At 43.8% G+C, this 15,244-nt stretch carries 15 protein-coding genes; 6 read left to right on the top strand and 9 right to left on the bottom strand.

Features of this window, described 5'->3' with window-relative positions:
- Nucleotides 1–25: 25 nt before the first annotated feature.
- On the bottom strand, nt 26–571 hold the full coding sequence (locus AC04MN_RS00975) for a hypothetical protein (protein ID WP_475381315.1): 546 nt from the start codon (nt 569–571) through the stop codon (nt 26–28).
- Between the two features lie 154 nt (nt 572–725).
- Between AC04MN_RS00975 and AC04MN_RS00970 the strand changes: the two genes are divergently transcribed.
- Entirely contained in the window at nt 726–1,790 is a 1,065-nt protein-coding gene (locus AC04MN_RS00970) for an IS481 family transposase (RefSeq protein WP_475381314.1), read from the top strand.
- A gap of 29 nt (nt 1,791–1,819) precedes the next feature.
- On the opposite strand, the gene AC04MN_RS00965 is transcribed toward AC04MN_RS00970, so the two are convergent.
- Both AC04MN_RS00965 and AC04MN_RS00960 read right to left on the bottom strand, forming a co-directional pair.
- A complete protein-coding gene (locus AC04MN_RS00965; protein ID WP_475381313.1) occupies nt 1,820–2,416 on the bottom strand; it encodes a hypothetical protein in 597 nt (198 codons plus the stop codon).
- A gap of 201 nt (nt 2,417–2,617) precedes the next feature.
- Entirely contained in the window at nt 2,618–5,572 is a 2,955-nt protein-coding gene (locus AC04MN_RS00960; RefSeq protein ID WP_475381312.1) for a proline dehydrogenase family protein, read from the bottom strand.
- A 166-nt stretch (nt 5,573–5,738) separates the two neighbouring features.
- On the opposite strand from AC04MN_RS00960, the gene AC04MN_RS00955 reads away from it, so the two are divergent.
- Nucleotides 5,739–6,191, top strand: a complete 453-nt coding sequence (locus AC04MN_RS00955) for a hypothetical protein (protein ID WP_475381311.1) — start codon at nt 5,739–5,741, stop codon at nt 6,189–6,191.
- Between the two features lie 48 nt (nt 6,192–6,239).
- Here the strand turns inward: AC04MN_RS00955 and AC04MN_RS00950 are convergent, their stop codons facing one another.
- The gene (locus AC04MN_RS00950; RefSeq protein WP_475381310.1) at nt 6,240–6,824 is read right to left on the bottom strand and encodes a fumarylacetoacetate hydrolase family protein; all 585 of its coding nucleotides are present in this window, start codon (nt 6,822–6,824) and stop codon (nt 6,240–6,242) included.
- A complete protein-coding gene (locus AC04MN_RS00945; RefSeq protein ID WP_475381309.1) occupies nt 6,824–7,321 on the bottom strand; it encodes a phosphoglycerate mutase family protein in 498 nt (165 codons plus the stop codon). Before AC04MN_RS00945 ends, AC04MN_RS00950 begins: the two co-directional genes overlap by 1 nt.
- A gap of 90 nt (nt 7,322–7,411) precedes the next feature.
- Here AC04MN_RS00945 and AC04MN_RS00940 point away from each other — a divergent pair, with 90 nt between their 5' ends.
- Nucleotides 7,412–8,320 (top strand): Hsp33 family molecular chaperone HslO, encoded by a 909-nt coding sequence (locus AC04MN_RS00940; protein WP_475381308.1) that lies wholly within the window; start codon nt 7,412–7,414, stop codon nt 8,318–8,320.
- A gap of 7 nt (nt 8,321–8,327) precedes the next feature.
- Nucleotides 8,328–9,311, top strand: coding sequence for a 2-hydroxyacid dehydrogenase (locus AC04MN_RS00935; RefSeq protein WP_475381307.1), 984 nt, complete (start codon nt 8,328–8,330; stop codon nt 9,309–9,311).
- Here AC04MN_RS00935 and AC04MN_RS00930 read toward each other — a convergent pair.
- The 4 genes from AC04MN_RS00930 to AC04MN_RS00915 all read right to left on the bottom strand — a co-directional run bounded on the left by AC04MN_RS00930 (nt 9,308) and on the right by AC04MN_RS00915 (nt 13,144).
- The gene (locus AC04MN_RS00930; RefSeq protein WP_475381306.1) at nt 9,308–9,694 is read right to left on the bottom strand and encodes a hypothetical protein; all 387 of its coding nucleotides are present in this window, start codon (nt 9,692–9,694) and stop codon (nt 9,308–9,310) included. The two genes, AC04MN_RS00935 and AC04MN_RS00930, sit on opposite strands and share 4 nt — an antisense overlap.
- Before the next feature lie 17 nt (nt 9,695–9,711).
- Entirely contained in the window at nt 9,712–11,088 is a 1,377-nt protein-coding gene (locus AC04MN_RS00925; RefSeq protein WP_475381305.1) for a gluzincin family metallopeptidase, read from the bottom strand.
- Nucleotides 11,089–11,171: 83 nt separating this feature from the next.
- Nucleotides 11,172–11,567 (bottom strand): hypothetical protein, encoded by a 396-nt coding sequence (locus AC04MN_RS00920; protein WP_475381304.1) that lies wholly within the window; start codon nt 11,565–11,567, stop codon nt 11,172–11,174.
- A gap of 194 nt (nt 11,568–11,761) precedes the next feature.
- Nucleotides 11,762–13,144 (bottom strand): sigma-54-dependent transcriptional regulator, encoded by a 1,383-nt coding sequence (locus tag AC04MN_RS00915; RefSeq protein WP_475381303.1) that lies wholly within the window; start codon nt 13,142–13,144, stop codon nt 11,762–11,764.
- A 65-nt stretch (nt 13,145–13,209) separates the two neighbouring features.
- Between AC04MN_RS00915 and AC04MN_RS00910 the strand changes: the two genes are divergently transcribed.
- Nucleotides 13,210–14,646: a PAS domain-containing sensor histidine kinase gene (locus AC04MN_RS00910; RefSeq protein WP_475381302.1), complete on the top strand. Its 1,437-nt coding sequence runs from the start codon at nt 13,210–13,212 to the stop codon at nt 14,644–14,646.
- A gap of 109 nt (nt 14,647–14,755) precedes the next feature.
- The gene (locus AC04MN_RS00905; protein WP_475381301.1) at nt 14,756–15,190 is read left to right on the top strand and encodes a CBS domain-containing protein; all 435 of its coding nucleotides are present in this window, start codon (nt 14,756–14,758) and stop codon (nt 15,188–15,190) included.
- Nucleotides 15,191–15,244 lie beyond the last annotated feature (54 nt).

Raw genomic sequence — 15,244 nt, 5'->3', positions numbered from 1 at the left:
CCCAGTTTTTTTCCCGTAAATCTAATTAAAAAATTCCAAAAAATTGAATAACAGAAGTCCGAAGGTAGCTAGCTCCGTTATTAATTCCAAGGACAAGGTAAGTATTGTTTGAGCGAATGATTTTGTGTTTTTGTTCGTTAAGCATTAACGAGGCGTGACCGATACTTGCACCATTAGAGCTATCCATAAGCTCGATTTGCCCGTCGCTGTTTTCGATGCTGAGAACTCCATTTAAAAAACTCAAAGAATTGAAGGAAGTCCCTGCGGCAGGAGTGATTGAAAAATCAAGTTGGCCAGACTGAGGAATGATCGCTTCTACCTGCGAATTTGATCCAACAAGGAAAACCTGATCATTACCCAGAAAGCTTGTGGGGTTTGTTACGTTGGATGTAATGGTCTGTAGAGTTTGGCATTGGTTATTAAGCTCTACAATTTGGCTAGGAGACGACTTCAACACAAAGCTTCTTCCAGAATACGACAGTATGGCCTTGCCCGAGATCGTACAACTGACCGGACTTCCGATACTGGAAATATTTGAAATGTCCCAGCGAATTAATGCTGAATCGGTCAAGACATTGGCAATACCATCTTGAACTTTAAAGTGGGTTAGTTAAGAAAAGCGTTTACAGGACCTAGACTTTTCAGATGAAGAATTGAGCCTAGGACTCTCTCGGTTAAGAATTTTATTACCACATAAAAACCTTAACCAATTAGAGGAGAGTCCCATGACTCAACAACAATACATTATTAATCGAAAATTGAACATTGTCGAGCTTGCAGAAAAGCTTGGGAATATTTCTGAAGCCTGTCGGAACATCGGCGTAACTAGACAACATTATTATGATATTAAACAAGCTATTCAAGAGGATGGCATCGAAGGTCTTTTGGAAAAGTCTAGGAAGGCTCCTCGAGTTGGGAACCGCGTAAGTCCAGAGATTGAGCAAAAGATCCTAGAATATTCTTTGGAATATCCTACGCATGGGCAAGTGCGTGTCTCCAACGAGCTAAAAGCAAAAGGCATCAGTGTTAGTTGTGGCGGTGTTCGCGGTGTTTGGCTTCGGCACGAAATTGCACAGAAGAAACAAAGACTGAAGCGCCTTGAGAAGTTCGCAGCTGAGACAGGCAAGGTTCTTACGGAGGCGCAGGTCAATGCTCTTGAATCTGCGAAGGAAGAAAAGGCGGCCCACGGCGAAATCGAGACTTACCATCCAGGTTTTTTATTCGGCCAGGACACCTACTACGTCGGCTACATCAAGGGCGTAGGAAAAATCTACCAGCAGACCGGCATCGATACCTACTCCAACATGGGTTTCGCTAAGCTTTATTCTGACAAGACAGCCATCACTGCTGCAGATTTTTTGAACGACAAGGTGCTGCCATTTTTCGACCAGGAAATGGTTCGTCTTTTACGAGTTCTGACAGATCGCGGAACCGAATACAGTGGCGTCATGGAAAGACATCCCTATCAGCTGTTTTTGCATCTTAACGACATCGAGCACTCACGCACGAAGGCCTACCATCCGCAAACCAATGGATGCACGGAAAGACTCAATCAGATCATCCAGGAAGAGTTTTATGCGGTGGCATTTAGGAAGACTCTCTATACGTCACTTGAGCAAATGCAGACTGATCTTGACGCCTATATGGGCACATACAACACAAAGCGAACTAATCAGGGCAAACGCTGCTTAGGTCGAACACCGAAGCAGACTTGGGACGAGGGATACGAACTATACAAAAAATACGTGATCGACAAAATGGAGGTGACAGTTGAAGCGGTAGTCCATTAAACAGCCACCACCAACCGAGAGAGTGACTGTCAACGCAACTCTAAACTACCGCATTTAAAGTCGGAAACTGAGGCTCCATTAAAAGACAGTTCTTTTAAAATATAGGGGTTACTTGGGACGTTAATATCCATCGCCCATATTTTAAACTGATTGTTTTCGCTATATAGTAGCCAAAGTGTATTTCCTGAACTTGCCGTTTTTAGAAAGCTTTTAGTCTCAGAGAAATAGGAATATTTCAGTTCGAAAAGATTTTGATTACTCGGTTCGAGTATTTCAAAACCGCCCCCTGATCCGAGTTTATAGCTTTGAAAAACGAGTGAAGTATTATCACTGACGTCTGTGATCTCGGTTGCTTGCGCATTTATTTGTGGACTGTTCAAATGACCTTGAATTTGAAGGCCTTTTCCCGAGCTAAAACTCACCAACGATCCGATATTTTTTTGGATCCGTGAATTGAATGAACTCAAGCTCGGAGACGTAGTTGGACTTGTTGAATTCGAGCCGCCGCGACTTGCAGATTCAGCAATTTTCGCAGCCTCTTCTTTACACCCCACCAAGGTTGAAACAAGGAAAGAACCGCACAGGATAAATCGTAACGAGCTAAATAAGAAAGAGTTGTTGTTCATACAACTAGGATAGATCAATATTAGTATCTTATTTTTTAGATCTCTGTAATACCCGAAAGTTTGACAGAACTTTTAAAAAGATGATTTAGCTTGAGTCATCATAAGGCGGGTTAAGGCTATTTTGACAGATTCTTGTGCATCTTCTTGAGACAATGTGATTTAAAAAAAAGCCCGGAACACCGGGCTTTTTTGCTTAACGATCTAAGTATTTTCCTCGACTGGAGCGAAGCCTCTGCGCATCGTGTTTTCCGTGATGCAGATAGGTTCCATATATTGCTTCAGGTAGTCGATACCGCCCGTTTTCGATCCGATCCCAGACATCTTGAAGCCACCAAATGGATGACGATCCACCATGGCTCCTGTGATGCCACGGTTGATGTACATATTTCCGACTTCAAGTTCTTGACGAACCTGTTCAATATGAGCGGGACTTCGAGAGAAAATCCCTCCAGTGAGCCCATATTCGACTGAATTTGCGGCTTCGATCGCTTCATTTAGATCTTTGACTTTAATGACGCTGATGACGGGGCCAAAAAATTCATCTTGAGCGTGGCGGTCTGTTATTTTCACATCACCAAAGATTGTAGCCGGAACATAGTAGCCACCACCTGGAACCGATGATTTGAAAAGAACCTTGTGTTTGCTTTCGCCATCTGCGATTGCAGCTAGCAAGCGATCATAGGCTTCCTTGTCTACAACCGGGCCCATGTAGGCTTTTGGATTTTCGGCCGCCTTGATATCAATTGATTTTGCCGATTCAACTAAACGTTCTGTGAAGCGTTCATAGATTTCCTCTAGAACAATCACGCGGCTTCCTGCTGAACATTTCTGTCCGCTAAACCCAAAGGCCGAGTACAAGACGCCGTCTACCGCTTCATCTAGATCTGCATCGTTGTCGATGATCACGGCGTTTTTACCACCCATTTCGATGATGCAGCGTTTGACGTGATGTTGGCCCTCTTGCACTTTTGAAGCTCGTCCTAAAATATGGAGTCCTACAGCTTTAGAGCCAGTGAAGGCAATAGTTGCTGTGTGTTTATGATTGACGATGTATTCGCCCACCTCTTCCCCAAAGCCAGGAAGGAAGTTGATAACTCCAGCAGGGAAGCCAGCCTCGATGATCATTCTCATGAGGCCAAGTCCGACTAACGAAGATTGTTCTGCAGGCTTCATAACAACTGTATTTCCAGCAACGGCGGCGGCAGTCACCATTCCTGCTAATATAGCAAGCGGGAAGTTCCAAGGTGCGATCACCGCAGTGACACCGCGTGATTTATAAATATAGTGAGAGTTCTCTCCGGGAACACTTCCGACCTTTAACGGCTTTGAAAGTTCACGCATGTGACGAGCATAGTAAAGTGCAAAATCAATAGCTTCAGCAACGTCAGCATCGGCTTCAGCCCAAGGCTTACCGACTTCTAGAACCTGTTCAGCGATCAGCTTAAAGCGATCTCGTTTCATTATTTCGGCAAGCTTTTCGACTAAAGCAGCACGTTCGGTCGCTGGAACTTTTTTCCACGACTTCCAAGCATTGTGGGCCGTGGTCATTGCAAGCTCCGCTGCTTCTGTTGAAGCCATTTGAACTTTCGCGACAATTTGGTCATTGTGGGAAGGGTTGACCCGGTCAAAGACCTGAGTGCCTTGTGATTCTTTGTTGTTGATAATCACTGGAACCTGAACTGGAAGTTTATTTTTCAATTCGCTTAAAGCGGCCGTCAATTTTTGGCGATTGCTAGAAATAGCAAAATCCAAATAAGGTTCGTTATAAAAAGCACCTGCTTTTCGAGTGAAGTCCGGAGATGACGGAGTCAATCCTTGTGCTGGATCTTTCAACAGCTCTGCCGTGGATTTGTTATCAGCAAATTTTCCACGAAGCCAAGATTCATTCGAAGTATTTTCAAGCAAGCGGCGAACCAAATACGCCATCCCTGGAATCAACTCGCCGACGGGAGCATACTCGCGCATGCGATAGCCCATGTCGACAACGGCTTTCTTAATAGGCTCGGCCATTCCATAAAGCATTTGGAATTCGAGGGCTTCTTTAGGGATATTCATTTTTTCAGCCATGACCATGCAAGCCGCAAGCGTGCGTACGTTGTGCGAAGCAAATGCAGGGCGGATATACTTAATATTTTCTAAAAGGTATTTGGCGCAGGCTTCGTAGTTAGCATCCGATTCAGCTTTTTTAGTGTACACCGGAATAGCCCAGCCACGCTGTTCGGCCTCGATAGTCTCGGAATCCCAGTATGCACCTTTCACCAGACGAATCCAAAACGGCGTTCCGCGCTGCTTTGCGAATTCTGTCAGATTACGTATATCTTCCATCGAGTCGCGCAAATAAGCCTGGATGACAAGGCCGAACCACTTGTAGTTCTTAAATTCAGGTTCGTTAATAAGTTCTGTGAATACTTCCACGGTCATGTGTTTGACCGCGTAGTGTTCCATATCCAGATTGATGAAGACACCTTTGTCCATGCCAAGTTTAAAGATTGGACGCATTCGTTCTTTTAGAATTTGCTTCGATTCATCCCAGGCCTTGTCGCTGATTTGCGAGTAAAGTGCCGTCATTTTGATCGAAACGTTAACCTTCGGCATTGCGCCTTCGTGATCCCGATCGATCTGCGAAACTTCATCCCATTTTTCAGCATCTTTTGACAGCCAGTTAATCAGCTCAAAATATTTTGACGTGTACTCCTGAGCTTCTTTTTCAGAAAGAGTGGCTTCACCTAAAATATCTACGGTGAATGTCATTTTATTCTTACGGGCTTTTTTCAATACAGGAAGTGCTTCGTCTGGCGTTTCGCCAGTGATAAACATTGTCGCCATTGACGTGACGTTCTTTTTAATTGCGCCAGCCATGAGGCCCGGTGCTAAGGAGCCCAATCCCAAGCCCACGTTGAATACAGCGGGTAGCTCGCCGCCGTTTTCAGAAAAATACTCTTTCAAGTGCCTCGCAACTTCATTGCCCGAGTTTAAAGATGGAAGTACGTCTACGAAACGGAACATATTGGTTTTAAATTTTTCGTTCTTCATACTCCATTCCATAATGGAGCCGTACCAAAAATCTTTAGAAAAAATTGAGGCCTTTGATTGGCCATCCATACGGCGCAGAATTTCTTCGCCTTTAACCACGATTTGATTTTGAATTTCAGACATAAAATCACCTATTTTTGAGTGCTGCGAGTCTCCCAATTCTTTAGTAAAAACTCAACCATCCCTTAAAGGGAAGGCGGTGTGTTAAAAATTCAAATCGATCCTGTGTAGTATGGTCAAATTTTAAGCAGTATGTTAAGCCTTGGCCCCCTCTAAAAAGGAGTTTTTCATGTTTAAATTTGTATTAGTTTCATTCGTTACGTTGAATTTGTTATCTAGCATTTCTTTTTCAAAGGAAGTTCCGGTTAAAGGCACTCCTGATCGCGATAATAAAACCAACTGTGATCAGTTCGGTTGTACAGATGAAGATCCTTTCTGGGCTAAAAAAGACGGAAAGAAAAAGTCGACTCCGGTTTATGAAGATGAAGGTTCTGACGACGGGCAGGGGCGCGAGGGCTCAAATGATGACGTCGATCCCCGCGAAGAGACCTACGAAGGCAATACTCGGGGGGGTGGAACTTTTGATGGAGGAGGATACTCGAATGATTCGGGGTTTCGCAGCTTCCACGGCGGTTTCGAGTTCAATTCCGAGTTGGGCCAGAAGTGTCAGGTATTTGAAATTCATAGTTATGATGGTGAAGGCCAATGGTTCGGGGCAACACGCGAAGTGCGCTGCCAGTGATTTTTGTGAATGCAAAAAAAAAGGGACCTTTTGGGTCCCTTTTTTTATTTAAAATACAGTCCAATGATGTTCGAACTGTCCCAGTAGACGGGCTGTGACTTTATCACCTCGTTTTAGAGGGCCAACACCAGCAGGAGTTCCGGTGAGGAGAGCATCTCCGGGAACCACTGGAAAGTGATGCTTACAATATTGTACAAGCTCGCGAGCCTTGAAAATCATATCTTTCGTGTCGCCTTTTTGTTTTAGTTCGTTATTAACAAGAAGCTCGAATTGAAGGTCCAAGTTTTGGTCTGTAAGATGACAGGCGACGGCTTTGGTGATTGGGCAAGAGCTGGTAAATGATTTTGCCAGTGTCCACGGCGAACCCTTTTCTTTTAGCTCATTTTGCTTTTTTCTTTCGGTCAAATCGAGAGCTAATCCCATGCGGTCAATTTCTAAATCTTGGTTGAAGTACAGAATGACTTCTAATTCGTGATGGACCTCTTCACACCAAGCAGGGATGTGAATTTCATCACTCCAAACAGCACAGCTTCCAGCTTTTAGGAAAAATAAGGGTGCGTTAGGAATGGTGTTACCCAGCTCCTTTGCGTGTTCTGCGTAATTGCGGCCAACGGCCCAGATGTTTCTGATCATTATAGAAGCTCCACACGTTTAAAGATTTGCATCTCGAACAAAGAGTTTTGAACACTGAAAACCATATACTGAGCGCTGCCCCAGTGTTGATACATCGGTGAAGAAAGATCGGTATCAGAAGGGATTTGGATCAGGAATTCTTCGATCCAATCTAAATGTGAGCATAAGTAGATACAGCTGGTAGTGCTTTCCTGTTCCTGAAGTTGTTGAATCACACGCTCAATACGATTGCGAAACTGAACCGCGGTTTCACCGTCCTGTTTTTCTTCAAGATCTGCTTGGATTTGCCATGGAGTTTGTGCCCAGTCGGCAAGAGCCTGCATCGTTTGTTGGGTTCTTTTTTTGGGAGACACCCAGATTTGACTAGGACGGGGCAAACGTGTGTGGGAAACCATGGCCGCAATATTGCTGGCCTGCTCAAGCCCGATTTCGCTGAGCGGAGGGTTGTTGGTTCCGTCGAATGCTTTGTCTCCGTGTCTGAAGAGGACTAGCTTCATAATTTGACTCTCCCGTACAATTTTTGTAGGATCTGGCCTTCTTAGCTTCGGCTTAAAGTCGATATTATTCCCGTCGAGGAGGCTTTTGTCATGAACGATTCACAAAAACAAAGAGTCCATCGCTTCGTTTCCAATGATTTAACAGTGCGCATGGCCTGTGTAGATGCAACTGACGTAGTGCGTGAGATGCAGAATCTTCAAAACACCTTTCCTTTGGCTACGGTCGCCGTAGGGCGTGCCATGGTCGGTGCGATATTGATGGCCTCGCAGTTAAAAGATGGTCAGCAAGTCGGCCTTCTTTTCAAAGGAAATGGCGCATTGGGGACGGTTTACGCCGAAGCCAACTACAATGGACAGGTCCGAGGTTTTACGCCGGAGCCTCAGTATCAGCCCCCTTCATATGATAAAGGTCTTTCGTTAAAAGATGCTTTAGGATTTGGGACGCTCACGGTCGCAAGACATCAACCTTTCCAAAAGGCACCTTTTCAAGGAACTGTCGAGATGACATCCGGAGAAATTTCTCCGGATATTGCACATTATTTACATCAATCTCAGCAGATTCGTTCTTTAGTGAATTTGGGAGTTTACTTGGATGAATTTGGTAAAGTGAAGGCCGCAGGCGGTGTCTTAATTGAAGTTATGCCTGGGGTTGAGGAAGCTGTCGTTGATAAAATTCAAGCTAATGCTGACGTATTTAATGCTAATATTTCCGAGTTGTTAGTTCATGGAGCCTCTGCAGCGGATTTAGTAAAACCTTATATGATGGGTGTTGATTACAGTGAAATCGAACATGATCATCAAATTGAGTATGCTTGTCCGTGTACTAAAGAGCGAGTTATGCGAGCTTTAGAAGTTCTGGGCGTTGAAGACCTTGATGATATGATCAGTAAAAATGAGTCGCCAGAGGTGACTTGTCAAATGTGCGGTCGCCCCTACAAGGTTCATACGGAAGAAATCATTGCGTTAAAGGACCGGCTATACAAAGATAGTCTCCACTAAGAATTTTATGAAAGTCGCATTTTTTAGCTCGAAGAAATACGATAGTAGCTCTTTCAAATCGATTCTTCGACAAGACGATCCTGAATTTCACTTTATAGAGTCGCGTTTGACCGAGCAGACGGCGGGTCTTGCTAAAGATTTTGAGGCTGTTTGTTGTTTCGTTAATGATGACTTAAAAGGCCCCGTCCTTGAAAAGTTAGCGAACTATGGCGTGCAGTTTATACTGCTAAGATGTGCTGGATTCAATAATGTGGATCTAGAGCGAGCTAAAGCCTTAGGTTTAAAAATAGCGCGAGTTCCCGAGTACTCTCCTTATGCTGTGGCCGAGCATGCGGTCGCGATGCTGCTGACTTTAAATCGTAAAACCCATCGCGCTCATGCTAGAATTCGCGAGCTTAATTTTTCATTGGACGGTTTGGTCGGATTTGATTTGCATAAAAAGCGTGTCGGAATTATTGGATTCGGAAAGATCGGAGCCGTCTTTGCTAATATTATGAAGGGCTTCGGATGTGAAGTGTTGGCATTCGATCCTCAAATACCAAGTGGCATGAAAGACGGTGTTCGCTTTGGAAGTTTAGAAGATATTTTTATTGAAAGCGATATTATCTCTTTACATTGTCCATTGAACGAAAGAACTCGCCATCTAATAGATGCTGCGGCTTTTTCGAAAATGAAGAATCATGTTTATTTAATTAATGCTGGTCGCGGAGCTTTAATTGAAACGACCGCCTTAATCGAGGCTCTTAAGTCTCACAAAGTGGCCGGGGCTTGTTTAGATGTCTATGAAGAAGAGGATGGAATCTTTTTTAAAGATCAATCTATCGACGGAATTGATGATGACCTCCTTGCTCGATTAACGACGTTTCCGCAGGTCTTATTAACCTCTCATCAGGCTTTTTTAACTGAAGAAGCCCTGAGCAATATCGCAGAGACAACATTGGCCAACTTAAGAAGTCTTGTGCAGACGGGGCGCTGTTCGAATTGTCTTTAGTCCGCGGTAGGCGGCGTTGGTTTTTTCCAGACCAGAGTGACGGATTCGTCGCCTAGATTGAGATCTAACAGTAAATGGCCCTCTTTTGATATTCGAGCTTTGTTTTGACCTTCAGTTCCAACATGCATATCAATATCGTTGTCACACCAATAGGCATTTTGGGGATGAGTCCAATAAACTTTTTGATACAAAGTTTCTTGATCGAAAGAGTAAAAAGCACGGCGTTCGCAGAAGCCCTGCTCATTTTTGCGGTAGTACTTTAATGTGTCTGTTCCATCTTCGTTAAATTCAAATGACATCACCAGGTCTGGATTAGGAGCTGGCATTTCCACATCATTATATAGCATACTGGTAAATATCCAGAGGCCGATAATGCTATTCATGCCAAAGCTCCTTTACGTTATTCAAAGCCACGTTTTTTAAGGATTGTCATTGCTTCTTGTTGTTCTTCAGCAGAAAGTACCATCGTCAGGCTTTCCTTCAGCTGAATGCCAAAATCCTGGAAATCACTCATAGGATTCAAGCGATTTAAAGTCAATATCGCGATGTTTTTTGCTTTCTCGGATCCAAATTTTTTACGGATTTCCCATAAAGTCCCGCTGACGATTGCTGAATCACCATAAAGTCCGCCGGTCTTTTCAGCCAGGGTTTTTTCCGAGTCAATAGTGCGGCGGAAAGGTCCCTTGAGCCATGCAACTTCACCCATTTTCGGGTTATCCAATTGCAGGGCCGTAAAGAAATCGGCATAGGCTTCATTGATAGAGCCGCCTTCGCCTTCGTAAGGCAAACGGGCGATTGATTCTACCAGAGCATGGACACTTTCATGGATGACAATTGAAGGATCTTGCGGAATTTTTTGATAGCTTATGGAGTCTCCCGATCCAATACGAATCTTTCCTTGATAGTAAAAAGCAGTATTGGTTTTATCGGGAGCACCGACGTGAACCTCGGCCTGAAGCTGCATCGGAAGATCAAAGCCCAGTTTCGATTTAAACCAACTTAAGGATTCACTTAAAAAGTAAAATACTTGAACTTGATCGAAGCGAGTATCGTCGGGGTTAAATTTTAATCCACTGGATTCCGAGATCACCTCGCTCGCTTGGCTTTGCACAATCAATGCTTCATTGCTGAGGTTCGGAAGAAGCTTCAAGTTTTTAAGCGTAACTTCTTGTAGAGGACTGGCTTTGGGGCCCCGAGGAAATACCAAGGCTAACGTATCATGAAACTGGGAACCGACCCGGTGAATAGATTTAAGTTGTAAATCTTCATTGAGGCGCATTTCCCAGGCTTGTTCGGCGGTATCAAAATACTCTACGCGCCATAATAGTTCTGGCATTAGATTGCTGGCTTCAATAATAATATCTACTTTTTCGACTTTATTTTTTTTCAATAATGGAATTCTATTTTTAATCTCACTGACGATATTTGATTGGCGCTGGGCAAATCGCTGGAAGGGTAGCTTTTTTAAAGTTTCTATTTGGGGATTGATGGCAGCCGTAAGCCAAATTTTTTCATTCGTATCATCATAAATAGATTTGATAAAAGAGTCGACAATTGGAATTTTTCGGTAGCTCTGCGATTGTATTTTAATTTGTTCGTTGGCGGCTTTAACGAGTTTAGCATTAGGAGGAGTTTCCTCTTCGAAATGACTAACTTCAACAAGGACTTTATTTGAGTCCCCTTTTTTCCATTTGTAAACGTGTATAGCTGGCGGTTTTTGGCAGCCGAGAACAATAAGTACAAAGCTAATTGAAATTGGAAGTGAAATCTTTTTCATGATAATTTCCGTTCAAAATAAAAGGGGATCTAACCTTCGTTAAATCCCCGTTGGAACGAATCTAGTTGAATCTGTGCATGAGCTTATTCAACAACGAGTGTTTTCTCGAGATAAGTTCCGTCACCATTTAGGAATCGAAGAGTGTGCTTACCCGCATCGAACTGACCCATGCGGATTTCTTTTTGGAATGGCACAAGAACCATCAAGCACATTCCCTGGCTTACAGAAGCTACTGATTTGATTTCATGGAAGAATCCATTATGGTTAACGTCAGCACGTTTCCACTTGTAGCAACCATTTTGGAAAATACCATTTACAACAACGTAGACATCAGAAGAAGTGTCAAAGCCACCTGGTACGTATGCGCCGTTGATGCCGATTTGAACTTCTTTTTCTTGCGGAACTTGTTGATCTGCTTGACCAGCAAATGCGTTCATACCAACTAAAAGTACGGCTGCAATAATAGACTTGAATTTCATAGAATCCCCCTTAACGTACCGCTCATGCGGTGGTTTTTGTTTTCACCTTCGTGGTGCTTTCGACTTTCTATAAAGCAACCACCCTGCCAACCTGAGACGTAAAACAAAGGGGGGAGAGTTTTATTATGAGACAAAGTGCCCCAAGTACCTTGAAATCAGGGGGGCAGTTTGACTCGACAGAGTTCAGTTTATTATTAGTTTAATGGACCATCTTCATCATTTTGATCGTCAACCCATCCATATTCACGCTCTTTACGATAGAGGGTGCGGCGATTGATGCCTAAAATATGTGCTGCTTTTTCTTTTTTCCCGCCGGTTTTATCCATAACAAAGCGGATATAGCGACGCTCCATGTCTTCAAGAGTTGGAAGCTCTTCATTAATCTGAGAAAGAAAGGCGTCTGGACTTAAACTTTCGGGACGAGGCAAATCATTGCGATCGATCGTATTTTGTTGGCAAAGGACGACGGCTCTTTCGATCACGTTTTCCAATTCGCGAACGTTACCCTCCCACGGAAGAGAGATCAGCGTTTGCATTGCTTCGGATGTAAAGCCCGTGATTGACTTTCCATTATGCGCATTAGCTTTATCTAGGAAATGATATGCTAAGAGTCCGATGTCTTCAATGCGGTGGCGAAGCGGAGGAATGAGTACGGGAATAACCGAAAGTCTATAATAAAGGTCTTCACGAAAGCGGCCATCTCTAATGGCGGCTTTAAGATCTTTATGCGTGGCTGCGATTATCCTTACGTCAACGGCTTTGTCTTGGTTGTCCCCAACGGCGCGAATGCGTTTTTCTTGAAGGACCCGCAGAATCTTACTTTGAAGATTAAGATCCATATCGCCAATTTCATCTAGAAAGATCACTCCGCCATCTGCCTCTTCAAAAAGGCCTTTCTTTCTTTGAATGGCACCGGTGAATGAACCTTTTGCGTGTCCAAAAAGTTCGCTTTCTAGAAGATTATCTGGGATGGCCGTGCAGTTAATCGCCACAAAAGCTTTGTCTTTACGAGGCCCCAGTTGATGAATCGCTCGCGCGACCATTTCCTTTCCCGTACCGCTATCACCTTGAATTAAAACGTTGGCCGAAGTAGGGGCGACTCGCTGAATAAGGTCAAAAATCGCCTGCATTGGCGCACTTTTTCCGATGATACCAGCAAAGGAGTGTTGTTGCCGCCATTCATTTCGGAAAAACTGATTCTGTTTTTGCAACTGACGAAGGTGAAGGGCTTTCTCGATATAAACTTGAAGCTCCGTGAGCTTTAAGGGCTTGGTGAGAAAATGAAAAGCACCTTTTTTTGTTGCTTCAATAGCGTTCTCGAGGGAGCCAAAAGCTGTGATCAGAATAATCGGTAAGCTTGGGAAGCGTCTTTTAGCTTGATCAATAAAGCTCATTCCATCCATGCCGGGCATTCTTAAATCGGTGATGACTAGATGAACGTCTTCACTTAACTGGGTGAATGCTTCTTGTGCAGAAACAAAGGCGCGAATTTCAAAATGCTGTGCTGCCAAAAAGTCTTTTAACATCGACGCCATACCGGCATCATCATCAATAATAAAAATTAACGGCTTTTCCATATATAATGCGGATTATCAGAATCAACATCGCTTGTCTATTTAATTAGGGCTGGTAGATTTTAGAAATGACCCAAGCAACTGAATTCGATTTTAGCAATATTCGCTCGGCACTAGATTCGTCGGCCATTGTGGCGATAACAGACCCGCGGGGGCTGATTAAATACGCCAATCCAAAATTTTGCGATATTTCGGGCTATCAATTAGACGAATTGTTAGGTCAAAATCATCGTATTATTAATTCGGGCCTTCATCCTAAGGAATTTTTCAAAGAATTATGGCGTCAGATTTCTTCGGGAGAAAAATGGGAAGGCGAGATTTGCAATCGATCTAAGCAAGGGAAACTTTATTGGGTTCATACGGTGATTATTCCCTTCAAAGACGAGTCAGGCCAAATTAAAGAGTACGTGTCAATTCGGTGGGACATAACGGATAAGAAAAATGCAGATGCGAATTTAATTGATACAAAAGAAAACTTGCAGAGTTTGATCGATGCCACCTTTCAAGGCCTGATGATTTATGATCTGAGTGGGAATATTCGTTGGCTTAATAGCACCGCCGAGATGCTTTTAGCGCACTCCAATCAAGCTATTCTAAATGCATCGGTGGACTCTTTATTGGGGCCTCAATATGCTATATTTCAGACGGGCCATCAGACCATCACCCAAGAGACAAGCGGGAAGCGTCGAATTTTTGAGGCTTCAACAAAGCACTATAATTTCAATCAACACACGGCCTATTTAGTTGGTTTTCAAGACGTGACCGAAAAAACCGTCATGGAGTCACAAATTCTACAACAAGAACGTCTTGCTTCCGTTGGGATATTGGCCTCGGGATTGGCTCATGAAATCGGAACTCCGTTAGGAATTATGCGTGGTCGTGCCGAGATGATGAGTATGATGACCCAGCTTCCCGATTCGGCCGTGCAAAACAGTCAAATTATCATTCAACAAATTGATCGCATTTCGCATTTGATTCAGAATTTATTGAAGCTGGCTCGGGGATCGACCACAGAGCAAGTTCAGATGATTCCATTGCAGACTCTGATTAATGATGTGGCCGAGTTTATCGCCTTTGAAAGTCGGAAAAATCTGGTTCAGGTTCAGCTGGATATTCCTCAAAGCATTGAGGTGCAGGCAGTGTATACTTCGTTGTTTCAGGTTATTTTAAATCTTTTGGTCAACGCCATTCATGCGATTTCAGAGCGCAGACAAAAAGACTTAAATCTGCAAGGGAAGATCGAAATCATTTACAAGGGAACGGATGATTATCACATACTTCAAATTCGGGATAATGGCGTTGGGATCGCAGACGAGAATCTTGCCCAGATATTCACGCCTTTTTTTACAACAAAAGAGGTAGGAAAAGGGACGGGTTTGGGCTTGGCAACCTCTTATCGGATCATTCAGGGCTGGGGCGGCTTTATTAGTCTGGAATCCAAACTCGGAGAAGGCACCAGCTTTCAAATCCATTTGCCATTGAAAGCATCAATAAACAAATCCTGAGACGAAAAGGCACGCCTTGTGGGGCATTCTGTCCCAAAATCTGTTAAAATCCGCCTAAATAATGGCACCTAAATTGCTTTGGCTTAATGGTTAAGGAATTGAGGTTGTTGTGAAAAGTTTGGTTCGAATTCCAGTTGAAAAATATATGACCTCGGCGCCGATCACCGTAGGGGCCGACATCACGTTGGCAAAAGCTCATCGTCTGATGGTCGAACATCGGGTTCGTCACCTGCCGGTTTTATCAGGGGGGCGATTAGTTGGAGTGCTCTCGGATCGAGACTTGAAAGCCGTCGAGAGTTTTCGTGATGTGGATCCGGAAAAAGTTTTAGTTAGCGAAGCTTTTATTGAAGATGCTTATACGGTTTCGCCGAAGGCACCGCTTGCTGCCGTCTGTAAAGAAATGTCTCAGCATAAATATGGCTCTGTTTTAGTAGTCGAAAATAATAAACTCATTGGCATTTTAACTTGGGTCGATGCCCTGCGTGCGATGGGTGATATTTATGGAGAAGTACAGGCGGGTTCGGCTTCCGGGTCTCGGGATTGAGCTGTGGGTACTTAAGAAAAAAGACATCCTGTCATGGGAGCTTCCCGCTCCCAT

The organism is Bdellovibrio sp. ZFWA1, assembly GCF_056175665.1.
This window is presented reverse-complemented; position numbering and strand designations above follow the sequence as displayed.

Excerpts from the sequence above, each read along its gene's own strand:
- AC04MN_RS00970 (WP_475381314.1), top strand. The coding sequence starts at position 726 with ATGACTCAACAACAATACATTATTAATCGAAAATTGAACATTGTCGAG.
- AC04MN_RS00965 (WP_475381313.1), bottom strand. The coding sequence starts at position 2,416 with ATGAACAACAACTCTTTCTTATTTAGCTCGTTACGATTTATCCTGTGC.
- AC04MN_RS00960 (WP_475381312.1), bottom strand. The coding sequence starts at position 5,572 with ATGTCTGAAATTCAAAATCAAATCGTGGTTAAAGGCGAAGAAATTCTG.
- AC04MN_RS00955 (WP_475381311.1), top strand. The coding sequence starts at position 5,739 with ATGTTTAAATTTGTATTAGTTTCATTCGTTACGTTGAATTTGTTATCT.
- AC04MN_RS00950 (WP_475381310.1), bottom strand. The coding sequence starts at position 6,824 with ATGATCAGAAACATCTGGGCCGTTGGCCGCAATTACGCAGAACACGCA.
- AC04MN_RS00945 (WP_475381309.1), bottom strand. The coding sequence starts at position 7,321 with ATGAAGCTAGTCCTCTTCAGACACGGAGACAAAGCATTCGACGGAACC.
- AC04MN_RS00940 (WP_475381308.1), top strand. The coding sequence starts at position 7,412 with ATGAACGATTCACAAAAACAAAGAGTCCATCGCTTCGTTTCCAATGAT.
- AC04MN_RS00935 (WP_475381307.1), top strand. The coding sequence starts at position 8,328 with ATGAAAGTCGCATTTTTTAGCTCGAAGAAATACGATAGTAGCTCTTTC.
- AC04MN_RS00930 (WP_475381306.1), bottom strand. The coding sequence starts at position 9,694 with ATGAATAGCATTATCGGCCTCTGGATATTTACCAGTATGCTATATAAT.
- AC04MN_RS00925 (WP_475381305.1), bottom strand. The coding sequence starts at position 11,088 with ATGAAAAAGATTTCACTTCCAATTTCAATTAGCTTTGTACTTATTGTT.
- AC04MN_RS00920 (WP_475381304.1), bottom strand. The coding sequence starts at position 11,567 with ATGAAATTCAAGTCTATTATTGCAGCCGTACTTTTAGTTGGTATGAAC.
- AC04MN_RS00915 (WP_475381303.1), bottom strand. The coding sequence starts at position 13,144 with ATGGAAAAGCCGTTAATTTTTATTATTGATGATGATGCCGGTATGGCG.
- AC04MN_RS00910 (WP_475381302.1), top strand. The coding sequence starts at position 13,210 with ATGACCCAAGCAACTGAATTCGATTTTAGCAATATTCGCTCGGCACTA.